The following is a 2,740-nucleotide window of genomic DNA, read 5'->3' on the forward strand; positions in this document are numbered from 1 at the left end:
GACCCAACGCCCTCCATCTGGGACTTTGCGCTGGCTTTTTATGGCCAAGACGGGGTGGAGGCCGATTGCCTGACCGCACAGGATGTTTATGGGCTGGACGTGACTTTTCTGATCTTTGCCCTGTATCGGGCCCGCCTTGGCCAAGGGTTCGAGGCGACAGACACCCAGCGCTTGGCCCAAAAACTGACCCGCCAATTGGTGAAACCCTTGCGCCAGCGCCGACGCGCGTTAAAGGCGGAGCCGCAAACCGAAGCCCCCGCCTTAATTGCCGCAACCCGCGCCCAACTTCTCGCCGCTGAATTAGCCTGCGAACAAACCATTTTGCAGATTTTGCATTTAAGCGAAATTAAGGGGCAGCCCTTAAGTGGCTATGACGGCCTGATCCAATGCGTCCGCGCCGCCCATGTCCCTCTTGACGCGGCGCTAGACGCATTGTTGAAGCGCCTCGCCCATGCTGGGCAATCGGTTTGACGACTAGGGCACGCGCTCAGAATGAGGAAGCCTAATGGCAAGCGACTGGACTTCACCTTCCGAAGATGCCGATGCAGAACGCTTCGAGGCCAAGATACATGCCCTGCGTGAGGAACACCGTGCGCTGGACGGCGCCATTCAAGCCCTACAAGAGAGCGCGCCTTACGACCAGATTGGCATCATGCGCCTAAAACGCCGCAAACTCGCCCTCAAGGACGAAATCGCCCATTGGGAAGACCAATTGACGCCCGATATCATTGCTTGAGACAGCAAGACGTCAGTTGATCGAAAAGACGACCGCAATATTCAAGTCTTTTCGACACTGTTCCAAGGTTCCTGGCTGAACCTCATAGCGCCATGTATTCAAAGCTTTTAACACTTGTCGTGAGAAGTCTTGCTCTGGAACAACGCCAAGAATGCGCGGGTTCTCAATCCGCCCGTCGGCCTTAATGTCGACTCGCGCAAAAACACCGCCGATGTGAATCCAATTCTTTGAAGCGGCAAGTGCCCGGATCGCGTCACCTTCGATGCGACGGGGCGCTGGCTGGTCTGCACATTCGGGCTTTCTGTCATAAATCAGCTTTTCTTCGTCATCGGTGAGATAGCGCGGCGAGCGCCGATCATTCCGCAAGCGACTACCCGTCTGATTATCGCGGGCGCCAGCGCTGCGGGCGACAGAGTCCATCACAAGACCCCAAGCTTGTAGCTTACCCCAATCAGCATCATCGGGCCGACGCATTTTCCCATAGGCAAGCTGAGCATCCAATACATCAGATTGGGCATCGAGCGGTTCACCCAAACGCATACGCGAAATGCCCTTGACCAACAGCGCCATCGGCCGCCTGCGCGTATCACTGGGATTGATGCGCTCCAGTTCGCTAAGGCTGATGGCGGCGGCCTCATTGGCCTGCGCCGATTTATTGTTCAAAACCAGTGCGTAGGAGACGGCAATCAGGGCATCAACGATCAGGATATCGCCCCAACTGCCTTGAACTGCCTTAGCGGCCCGGACCAACTCCTCTGACTTCTTGGGCTGATCATCCGCGTTGGCAGCAAAAAAATCATTATAGGCCAGCAAGAAGGCCGCTTCCTCAGGCCGATAGGCTTGCTGGGCAACGGGGGCGAGGGTGACCGCCCGCTGAGCAGGCTCTATGCCTTTCGCGGGCTGATTGTTCAAAGCTGCGGTCCAAGCCGCATTATAGGCCAAGCCCGCGGTGTTAGGATTGCTGGCACCCCATTTCACTTCGGCTGCTTGCCAAGCATCATGGGCAAAGCTGGTCGCTTCCACCAGTTTTCCGGCCTTAATGGCTGCCTCATAAGCCCGATATGCGGCAATCGGGTCTGCATTTGGCGCAGGGGCCGCAGGATCAGCCCAAACCGGCGCGCAGGCCAAACTCGTCAAAGCCATTCCCAAAAGCATTGCCTTAAACCGCATCAAAAAATCTCCCCACCCACTCAGGGCTTAGCCGCCTCAATACATCGTGAAAACAACGGTGATGTTGTAATCCTTTAGGCACGTCGCCGGCACATTGGCTGGGAGATCGAATTGCCACGTTGAAATCCCTTTGAGGGCCGCCTCGGCATAAGAAGAATCGGGCACGGCACCGATGACGCGTGGACTGGTGACCCGGCCATCGGGCGCGAGGTCGGTCAGAACCTGCACGCCGCCTAAGTTCACCGTAAAATAGCCAACCTGCATCGGCTCAATGTCGCGTCCAACCCGTTTGCGCTTAAACTTTGTGAAGTCTGCACATTCTGGCTTTGGGGTCATGACTTTAGCGAGTTCTTCTTGAGTCATATCGCGGGGTTGAAAGCGGCTCCATTTGATCCGGCTTGCAGAACCGCCATTTGACGAGTTGGTAGCTTGAATCAAGCCATTCACCACCATTTGCCAAGCACTCAAGGCACCCCATGTCGGATCATCGGGGCGACGCATCGGCCCATAAGTGACCCGCGCCTTCAAGATATCCTCATAAGCTACCAAAAGCTTGTTTTGATCAGACAATTTAGAGACGGCTCGCGCCAAATTGACGAGCGCTAAACGGTCAACATCCACCGGATTTAAGCGCTGCACTTCTGCCGAGCTACGTTCAGCCAGTTTCGCCCCGAGGCTAGATTTGCCGCTTACGGAAAAGTGGATCGACGCCCGCAGCAGAGCGTCGGCAACCAGCATGTCCCCCCACGACCCTTCAACAGCTTTGGCAGCGAGATCGATCGCTTGGGCTTTCTTAGGCAACTGGTTTGTCGTTGCTGCCTCAAATTCGGCATT

Annotated in this window: 4 protein-coding genes; 2 read left to right on the forward strand and 2 right to left on the reverse strand. The window is 56.1% G+C overall.

From position 1 onward, the window contains the following. On the forward strand, window positions 1-471 hold a 471-nt coding region (locus tag ACOVRA_RS05255), incomplete at its 5' end, for a TIGR02444 family protein (RefSeq protein ID WP_421719386.1). 34 nt (window positions 472-505) lie between these two features. Continuing rightward, the gene (locus ACOVRA_RS05260) at window positions 506-736 is read left to right on the forward strand and encodes a YdcH family protein (RefSeq protein WP_290807893.1); all 231 of its coding nucleotides are present in this window, start codon (window positions 506-508) and stop codon (window positions 734-736) included. A gap of 12 nt (window positions 737-748) precedes the next feature. Here ACOVRA_RS05260 and ACOVRA_RS05265 read toward each other — a convergent pair whose 3' ends face one another. Then, window positions 749-1,906, reverse strand: a complete 1,158-nt coding sequence (locus ACOVRA_RS05265) for a hypothetical protein (RefSeq protein ID WP_421719387.1) — start codon at window positions 1,904-1,906, stop codon at window positions 749-751. A 36-nt stretch (window positions 1,907-1,942) separates the two neighbouring features. Further along, window positions 1,943-2,740 (reverse strand): energy transducer TonB family protein (locus ACOVRA_RS05270; RefSeq protein WP_421719388.1); only part of this gene is annotated, 798 nt, incomplete at its 5' end.

The organism is Aquidulcibacter sp., from assembly GCF_049239865.1.
GTDB lineage: Bacteria > Pseudomonadota > Alphaproteobacteria > Caulobacterales > Aquidulcibacteraceae > Aquidulcibacter.

Bases quoted from the DNA above. Each gene is read 5' to 3' on its own strand.
- ACOVRA_RS05260 (WP_290807893.1), top strand. From the start codon at position 506: ATGGCAAGCGACTGGACTTCACCTTCCGAAGATGCCGATGCAGAACGC.
- ACOVRA_RS05265 (WP_421719387.1), bottom strand. From the start codon at position 1,906: ATGCGGTTTAAGGCAATGCTTTTGGGAATGGCTTTGACGAGTTTGGCC.